Annotated in this window: 8 protein-coding genes; 6 read left to right on the top strand and 2 right to left on the bottom strand. The window is 37.6% G+C overall.

The features are described from left to right. The first annotated feature begins 137 nt into the window (after nucleotides 1–137). The 3 genes from ACE01T_RS16510 to xseB all read left to right on the top strand — a co-directional run bounded on the left by ACE01T_RS16510 (nucleotide 138) and on the right by xseB (nucleotide 2,021). Entirely contained in the window at nucleotides 138–485 is a 348-nt protein-coding gene (locus tag ACE01T_RS16510) for a hypothetical protein (RefSeq protein ID WP_395519699.1), read from the top strand. Between the two features lie 86 nt (nucleotides 486–571). Next, nucleotides 572–1,834: an exodeoxyribonuclease VII large subunit gene (gene xseA / locus ACE01T_RS16505; protein ID WP_395519698.1), complete on the top strand. Its 1,263-nt coding sequence runs from the start codon at nucleotides 572–574 to the stop codon at nucleotides 1,832–1,834. Then, nucleotides 1,827–2,021, top strand: a complete 195-nt coding sequence (xseB, locus tag ACE01T_RS16500; protein WP_131274459.1) for an exodeoxyribonuclease VII small subunit — start codon at nucleotides 1,827–1,829, stop codon at nucleotides 2,019–2,021. The genes xseA and xseB overlap by 8 nt, the downstream gene beginning before the upstream one ends. A gap of 203 nt (nucleotides 2,022–2,224) precedes the next feature. Here xseB and ACE01T_RS16495 read toward each other — a convergent pair whose 3' ends face one another. Continuing rightward, nucleotides 2,225–2,761, bottom strand: a complete 537-nt coding sequence (locus tag ACE01T_RS16495; RefSeq protein ID WP_395519697.1) for a hypothetical protein — start codon at nucleotides 2,759–2,761, stop codon at nucleotides 2,225–2,227. 825 nt (nucleotides 2,762–3,586) lie between these two features. On the opposite strand from ACE01T_RS16495, the gene ACE01T_RS16490 reads away from it, so the two are divergent. Continuing rightward, nucleotides 3,587–4,885 (top strand): OmpP1/FadL family transporter, encoded by a 1,299-nt coding sequence (locus ACE01T_RS16490; protein WP_166171227.1) that lies wholly within the window; start codon nucleotides 3,587–3,589, stop codon nucleotides 4,883–4,885. Nucleotides 4,886–5,212: 327 nt separating this feature from the next. Then, on the top strand, nucleotides 5,213–6,433 hold the full coding sequence (locus ACE01T_RS16485; RefSeq protein WP_180081929.1) for an OmpP1/FadL family transporter: 1,221 nt from the start codon (nucleotides 5,213–5,215) through the stop codon (nucleotides 6,431–6,433). 71 nt (nucleotides 6,434–6,504) lie between these two features. On the opposite strand, the gene thrH is transcribed toward ACE01T_RS16485, so the two are convergent. Beyond that, a complete protein-coding gene (gene thrH / locus ACE01T_RS16480; protein ID WP_086196902.1) occupies nucleotides 6,505–7,122 on the bottom strand; it encodes a bifunctional phosphoserine phosphatase/homoserine phosphotransferase ThrH in 618 nt (205 codons plus the stop codon). A gap of 199 nt (nucleotides 7,123–7,321) precedes the next feature. Here thrH and ACE01T_RS16475 point away from each other — a divergent pair, with 199 nt between their 5' ends. Next, nucleotides 7,322–8,053 (top strand): phosphoadenylyl-sulfate reductase, encoded by a 732-nt coding sequence (locus ACE01T_RS16475; protein WP_180081931.1) that lies wholly within the window; start codon nucleotides 7,322–7,324, stop codon nucleotides 8,051–8,053. Nucleotides 8,054–8,202: the final 149 nt, after the last annotated feature.

Below are 8,202 nucleotides of genomic sequence, written 5' to 3'. Positions count from 1 at the left end.
GGCGGGATTTTAAGGTGATGAAGGCAGATCAAATAGAGCGTTGGGTTGGGCAGATTTCAAAGGGTTTTGGTAATGAATACATGTTTACTTTTTAGTTGATACTTAATCCCCCATACCAATAACAACAAAACCAAACCATGAAAACAAAAATATTCACTACCCTACTTCTAACTCTTTCAATTACCGGCTGCCAAAAGGAACCAGATCAATCAGCATCTACTGGCACACCTGATCCAGCAGCAAAAGCCCAATTCGAGAAGTCAGATGCAATCATAAATACCTACTTGGACAAGCTGGATAGTGCTGAGACGCCACAAGCGGAAAGAATTCATATACTCTGTAAAGACTACCCTACTGAATACAAAACCAATTACATGCAGGCCTTACTTAAGTTGTCACCCACTGAATATACGCGGGCAAAACTGTTGACGGATCTGGACATAGCATTGGACTACTACAAGAAAAAAGACAATGTGCAGTGCTGAATAATTACTACTTGCTATTTAGATTAGTATTGCTGAAATACCACCTGAGCTTTAGTATTTTCTCAATCGTATAAATTAGCTGCCTTATGCTTGATACCCAGCTCTCTCTAAGTCAATACCTTGCAACGGTCCAAGAAGTTATCCGTATAACTTTTGATGAACCGGTATGGGTCAAAGCTGAAATCCGTAACCTGAATATTAAAGGTGGCCATTACTATCTAGAGCTGGCAGAAAAAGAAGAAGATACAGACAAAGTGATTGCCAGTTGCAGGGCGACGATCTGGAAGTTTGCTGCTGCCAAAATGGTTTTAAAATTTGAGCGTGAAAGCGGTATTGAGCTATCGAAAGATTTAAATGTTCTTATCAAAGTTAAAGCTGTTTTCAGTCCTCAATACGGTTTCTCGGTTAATATTGAAGATATTGATTCAAGCTACACCTTAGGTGATATATCACGGCGCTATCAACAAATATTAGAACGCTTAACAACTGAAAGTTTGGTTAATAAAAATAAGTTACTCCCTACTCCATTCGATATTCAAAATGTCCTGGTCATTGCACCTGAAAACGCTGCAGGACTAGGTGACTTTAAGAAAGATGCCGATGCCTTAGATAAAGTCGGTGTTTGCCATTTCGTTTATCACAGCGCGACCTTTCAGGGAAATACAGCTGCAGCTTCAATCATCCATTCATTGGGCGATGGTTTGCGTCAGTGGGCTAAAGACTTTAAAGCTGCGCCAGATCTGATTGTAATTATTCGCGGTGGCGGCGCCGTGAATGATCTGGCTTATCTGAATGACTATGATTTGGCTGCCCTACTCTGTAAACGTTCAGTTCCGATCTGGGTCGGTATTGGCCATGAAAAGGATCGGACCATCCTGGATGAAGTTGCACACCGGTCTTTTGATACACCTAGTAAAGTGATCGGGGGTATTCGTAATCTGATTGTTGAGCGCACTCAGGAAGTACTCGAATCTTTCCACACGATCAAGCTTTTATCTCAGCACCAGATCACGGCGTATCAAAGCCAGAATGACCATTTGATCAAAGTGATCAAGACCCATGCTCAAAACCAGATTAATGAAGCCAGCCGGTCTATAGAACTAGTGAAGGATACAACACGATATTTGACTCATCAGCAAATTAAATTAGCCTCTAACCAGGTTGAATCATTGATGCGTGAAACCCTATTACAGAATCCACGAAATGTGATGGCCAAAGGTTACGGTATTGTCCGCAGCCAAGGTAAAGCTATCCGCTCTATCCAACAAATTTCAGGTAACAGCATCCAGGTAGAATTACAGGATGGTACCCTTGAAGCCAACGTGACACAGGTAATAAGCAATGACTAAAAAAGAATTAACATTTAAAGAAGGCTATGAAGTGCTTAAGAAAAATGCTGAATTGCTTGAATCCCAAGAAGAACCAGATATTGATAATTTGATGAAAATCGTTGAAGAATCTATGTCTGCTTACAAAGCCTGTAAATCACGTGTAGACGCCGTGCAACAAGCTTTGAATGAGACATTCAGAGAGTGATGCTATCGTTTTATACTTCTTTCTTCATATGAAATATGGGGTGCAGGAACTTCTGGCGGAACTGGTGGACGTGGATTATTCTGATTACTCATATTATTACCTTTGTTTAACTGGATGATCATATTTAATCTCTTTCTCACCAATGCTTGGCGCTGGAACAATTGGTGGTACTGGAGGTTTTGGAGCAGAAGTAGTCATAATTTTCAAAACTTATTAATCAAAAATACTATTACAAATGCAATGAAGATCAATGAACTCCACTTGATTTCCTCAAAAGCCTTTTTTAAAAAAGCAGCTTTTTCCATATTTACTTTTTTATAGCTTTCAATGATTTGATCTAAACGATCTGCTGTACCAATATACACAGTTTCTTTTATATTTTCTAAAAAATACGGTTTCATCCCCTCTTTCGGCAAATCTCCAAGCTTATTTATTTTTATACACAGGAATAACCATCTTAATACCGGTGAAATTGCAATCACAAACATGATCAGTAGAACTAAAGATGAGTAATACCATAGACCTTTTTCAGATACAGGAAGAGTCAAATAATCACGCAAAAAAATTGATGCCATGGTAAGAATTAAAGTCACAAAAGTTAAATACTTAGTTGCCTTATTCTCTAAATCTTTATAGTCATCACGTAATATATCTAAATGATACTTTTTATATTCATATAAAAATTTAAATTTATCGGAATCATAATTTGGTTCTGATTGTTTTTTTATTTCTACATCCACCTAACAGCTCCTACAAATTCCATGATCTTATTCAGTAAGCTTAAAGCATAATTCAAAACTATCACTTATCCACAATCAACCCAATGTTCCCTTCAATTTGAATCCCTCTTTAAGATTCAAACCTACGCAATTAATAAAGCTTCATCAATATAAGTACTTAAGAAAATAAGGATACAAATAGGGATACAATTAAAAAACATGAAAGCTTAAATGCAATATCAACAATGCATTCAAAGCAAAGTTCTATCCTCGCAGGGCGCACAATACTTTTCACCCTAGAATTTTTAATAAAAATAATCTAAAGCCCTATTCAGCTTGCCAGATCTCGCTTCCCTACCTGTCTATATTTAAACTTTCCCTTAGTCAGATAATGAGACGAGTATTTTAAAATTCCCAAATTGCAATTAATAATAAAAAATATTTAAAAAATTAAATTTCCTGACCTCCTGTTTTTTAAATTTCAATTATTACGTTTGAAGAGAGAACTCTATCACATAAAAATACGATACTTTTTATGATAAATGGTCATTTTTTAATCAAATAAATATTCACATAAAATAATTATCAATTTAGTTTAATTAATTATTTTTCAATTGTTTAAAGTAAACTATTAGTATAAATTTAGACTAAAAACTCTAATACGTTCATTTTTTAAACTCTATAGTTTTTTATAGAGCATTTACTCTTTTTTTTATTGTGCTATTTTTGTCACATGGAGTAACAAATGATATCTGGTTATATAACTGATATTAGGAAAATAAATTTAGCGCATTCAAAAACACAAATCAGCCGTAATAAAATTTGTACCTCAAGGAAAGACACAAAATGAAATTAAAAACTCTTAGTACCGCAATGATTCTTGCAACAGTACCAATGACAGGTGCATTTGCAGCTGCACTAGATCGCTCAGGTCAATCTATTTCAGCCTTCCTACAACCGGGTAACTATTTCGAAGCGGGTATTTCTGTTTTAGATCCAAATGTTTCAGGTAAAGTAAATAATGGATATACTCCAAACCCAGCAGCTCCAGCAAGTGCTATTGGGCTTCAAAATACAAACTTATCAGATATGGGAGATGATTATTATTTTCCAAGTGCAGCATTAAAATTACAGCTTACTGATAATTTCTCTTTTGGCTTAATTTACGATCAGCCTTTCGGAGCTGATGCAACTTATTCAGCCACAGACTCAAGTTCACCTGCTGTACTACCAGGTGCATTAGCCGCATTTCAAGGTCAAGGTTTATTCCATAATGGTTCTGAATCAACTAAAGTTGAAGTAAAAACACAAAATATATCAATGCTATTTGGTTTCCAACCAAATAAAAATTTAAATTTTTATGCAGGTCCAGTTTATCAAACTGTTGAAGGTGACGTTCAATTACGTGGTCTAGCATATGGCGGTAGCAGTACATTTGGCTCTTATAATGCCAATATGGAAGAAGACGGTTCAGTCGGTTGGTTAGCTGGTTTTGCTTATCAAATTCCTGATATTGCTCTCAAAGCATCTTTAACCTATCGTTCTGAAATTGACCATGATGCAAAAACCACCGAAACTTTTAATACAGGTTTATTTGCTGGTCTTAACCTACAACCAAATTCAAGTACTTCAATCACGACACCACAATCTGTTAACCTGGATTTCCAAACCGGCATCATGGCAGATACCGTAGCATTTGCTAATGTACGCTGGGTTGAATGGTCTAACTTCTCCATTCGCCCACCTAAATTTGGTACAGCTAGTGTACAAGCACCTGTTGTAGCTTCAACTGGAAAACCAAATGGCTTTGATTTAGTTGCATATTCCGATGATCAAATTTCTGCAACTGTTGGTGTTGGTCGTAAACTGAATGAGCAATGGGCTGGTAACGTTTCCGTAGGTTATGATACTGGTGCAGGCAATCCGGTATCTACCCTTGGTCCAACAGAAGGTTACTGGAATGTTGGTTTAGGTTTACAATTCAGCCCAGCACCAAACTACTTCATCGCGGGTGGTGTGAAATACTTCTGGTTAGGTGATGCTAAAGCACAATCTGGCGCACAATTTGGTACTCCTAATACAGTTGCTAGCTTTGAAGACAACAATGCACTTGCATACGGCTTAAAAATTGGTTACCGCTTCTAATTTTATTTAACCAAACAATAAAAGACCATTGTTCGCAATGGTCTTTTTTCAGTCTTTGATTAGCATTTAATATACATTTATAAATTAATAGCTGTATTTTCCATCAAACGGTTAATTTTTTATTTTGAAATTTACTTCATTCTTCATAATTTTCTTTTTATTTAAAAATCATAAAGATAACTTAACAAAAATAGAATTATTACTCTATCAAGCATCATTTGTGTGCTTACAAGTCAATTATTAAACTCTAGCAGAGTATTTACTCTTTTTTTATTTATGTTACTTTTCAAGCACTTTTAGTTACAAAATGGCATCAGGGAAAGAACCATGAAGCTCAACAAAATATATTCAGCAGTTTTAATTAGCTTACTTCCATCTACTTCAGTATTTGCCGCTGGCTTAGATCGCTCAGGTCAATCTATCGCCGCATTTTTACAACCCGGAAATTATTTTGAAGCAGGCATTTCTATTTTAGACCCTGAAGTTTCAGGTAAAGATAAGTCTGGAAATACGGCTACAGATATGGCTGGTGACTACTATTTCCCACATGCTGCTTTGAAAGTTCAAGCGAATGAACACTTTTCTGTAGGTTTAATTTACGATCAACCTTATGGTGCGGATGCAGAATACTCTGGAAATAATAATTTTGTAGAAAATCATCCTGTTCCTTTTAAAGGTGGCACCTCTGTCGAAGTAGATACACAAAACTTAAATCTCATATTAGGCTACCAACCGACTCAGAATTGGAACTTATATGCAGGTGCCGTATATCAAACTGTGGATGGTACAGTACTACTTCGTGGTACTACCTATAGTGCTTTTAATGGCTACGATTTCAGAACGGGTGAAGATGAGTCGGCAGGCTGGTTAGCAGGTGTTGCATATCAAATTCCGGAAATTGCACTCAAAGCTTCCGTCACCTATCGTTCAGAAATCAAGCACAAGATCAATGCTTATGAACGCTTTAATGCTGCAGGCATGACAGGCAATACCCTATTAGATAATGCAATGACTGCCTTGAATGCATCTTCAGGACAAACTGAATTAACCACGCCACAATCTGTCAATGTTGATTTACAGAGCGGCATTATGGCGGACACTGTTGCCTTTGCAAATCTGCGTTGGGTGGATTGGTCTAATTTTAAAGTTCAACCCTACAATTTTGGAAAACTCTCTCAAATGCTTGGACAAGCAGGTCTGGTACCGGGAAAACCGAATGGCTTTAATCTAATTGACTATAAAGACGATCAAATTTCTGCAACAGTAGGCCTAGGCCGTAAACTGAATGAACGTTGGGGTGCCAATGTCTCTGTAGGCTGGGATTCAGGTGCGGGTAATCCAGTCACTACCCTTGGTCCAACCGAAGGCTACTGGAATCTGGGAACAGGTGTGCGCTTCTCCCCTGCTGAAAATTACTTTATCGGAGCAGGTGTGAAATATTTCTGGTTAGGTGATGCTGATGCTGTGACTGGAGCGCACACCCAAGCAGGACAATTTGCGGATAACCATGCTATCGCTTATGGTTTGAATGTAGGTTATAAATTCTAAACATATTTTATATGTTTAAAAAAAGGCGTACCCGATGGGTACGCCTTTTTTACTTATATAAATATAAGGATTTATGCTGGAATATTACGCACTGACGCATTACGAATCGCTTCTTTTAACGCGTCATAACCGTGAATCGGTGGGAACTGAGGGAATTCAGCAATGACATTTTCCGGTGCATCAAACAAGAAACCGTGGTCTGCTTCGCCCAGCATCGTAGTATCGTTATAAGAATCGCCTGCTGCAATCACACGGAAGTTCAAACCATGCAGGGCTTTAACTGCTTGGCGTTTTTGATCCGGCTGACGAAGTTTATAAGCTGTGATCATACCATTTTCATCAGTTTCTAACTTGTGACAGAAAATGGTTGGCCAATCCAGTTGCTTCATTAAAGGATGAGCAAACTCATAGAACGTATCGGAAAGAATAATCAATTGAAAATGTGTACTCACCCATTTCACAAATTCTTTTGCCCCAGGGAAAGGCCCCATCTCTGCAATTACTTCCTGAATATCATTTAAGCCTAAACCATGCTCTTTTAAGATATTCAGGCGCTGCGTCATTAACACATCGTAGTCTGGAATATCACGTGTAGTGGCTTCCAACGCTTTAATTCCAGTTTTCTTGGCAAAGTTAATCCAAATTTCCGGAACCAACACCCCTTCAAGATCAAGACATACGATTTCCATGGGCTCTCCCAATGTCAGTAAAAAATTTTGCGTTATGATAGCTTAAAAATAGAGATTTCAGGGGCTGTTTTTTAAATCTATTTTATTCATAAGCATTTATTTTTTAGTGCTAAGCAGATTATTTCAATTCCATTAAAATCATTGTGAATTAAACTAATATAGGTTTTTAAGTGTCCAAGCCTATACGCCAGGAACTGTCATGACTACAATCCCGACCATTGACCTTGTTGATGCACTTGCATCTGAATATGCTGATAAATCTCCCAGCGAGATTCTGGAACTTGCTTTAAGTCAAGAAGGTGAAATTGCCATTTCATTTTCAGGTGCTGAAGATGTGGTTTTAATTGATATGGCTTCTCATTTGGGCAAACCTTTTCGTGTCTTCAGTCTCGATACAGGTCGTTTACATGCAGAAACCTATCAATTTATCGACCAGGTCCGTAAACATTATAATATTGAGATCGAAATTTGTTTCCCTGAAACAGAAGCGATGCAAGAACTGGTGACTGAAAAAGGTTTTTTCAGCTTCTATCAGGATGGCCATCAGGAATGTTGCGGTATCCGTAAAGTTCAACCCTTACGCAAAAAGCTGGCTACACTGGATGGCTGGATTACCGGTCAACGTAAAGATCAAAGTCCGGGGACTCGTAATGAAATTCCAGTGGTGCAAGCAGATGTTGGTTTTTCAGGTCCAGGAAAACAGCTGATTAAGTATAATCCTTTGGCAAACTGGTCAAGTTCCGACGTGTGGAACTATATCCGCATGATGGAAATTCCTTATAATCCGTTGCATGAGCGTGGCTTTATTTCGATTGGTTGTGAGCCCTGCACCCGTCCTGTATTGCCAAATCAGCATGAACGTGAAGGCCGCTGGTGGTGGGAAGAAGCGACCCATAAAGAATGCGGGTTACATGCAGGAAATTTAAAATAATAGTTAAAAAAATCACTGTTATTCAGTGATTTTTTTAACTTATCATTCTCTGTACACGACAAATTTCATAGGATCCTTGTCCTATCAGGCTTTTTCTTTCTTAAAATTGCTAGCACTTTCTTAAATTCTTCTTTTTTTCCAAAACCAAT

The sequence above is a fragment of the Acinetobacter uliginosus genome, assembly GCF_044130295.1.
Lineage (GTDB): Bacteria > Pseudomonadota > Gammaproteobacteria > Pseudomonadales > Moraxellaceae > Acinetobacter.
This window is presented reverse-complemented; position numbering and strand designations above follow the sequence as displayed.